Below are 365 nucleotides of genomic sequence, written 5' to 3'. Positions count from 1 at the left end.
GACCGCCTTCGTCCTTCGACAGGACATAAATCTCGCCCGTGAAGTGCTTGTGCGGCTTGATCGAACCTGGCTTGGCCAACACTTGGCCGCGTTCCACGTCTTCACGCTTGGTGCCGCGCAACAGCACGCCAACGTTGTCGCCCGCCTGACCTTGGTCCAGCAGCTTGCGGAACATTTCCACGCCCGTGCAGGTGGTCTTTTGCGTGTCGCGGATACCGACGATTTCAATTTCTTCGCCGACCTTGACGATACCACGCTCAACACGGCCGGTCACCACAGTACCGCGACCCGAGATCGAGAACACGTCTTCGACCGGCATCAGGAATGCGCCGTCGATGGCACGCTCTGGCGTCGGAATATAGGTG

At 59.7% G+C, this 365-nt stretch carries 1 protein-coding gene; it reads right to left on the bottom strand.

The annotated features are described in order from the left end of the window. Nucleotides 1–365: EF-Tu/IF-2/RF-3 family GTPase (locus RV1423_RS28325; RefSeq protein ID WP_034304007.1), on the bottom strand; the 365-nt coding region annotated here is incomplete at both ends.

Origin of the sequence: Herbaspirillum sp. RV1423 (assembly GCF_000577615.1) — a bacterium.
Classification (GTDB): domain Bacteria; phylum Pseudomonadota; class Gammaproteobacteria; order Burkholderiales; family Burkholderiaceae_D; genus Herbaspirillum.
The sequence above is the reverse complement of the archived record's forward strand: the minus strand, read 5'-3'. Positions and strand labels throughout refer to the sequence as shown.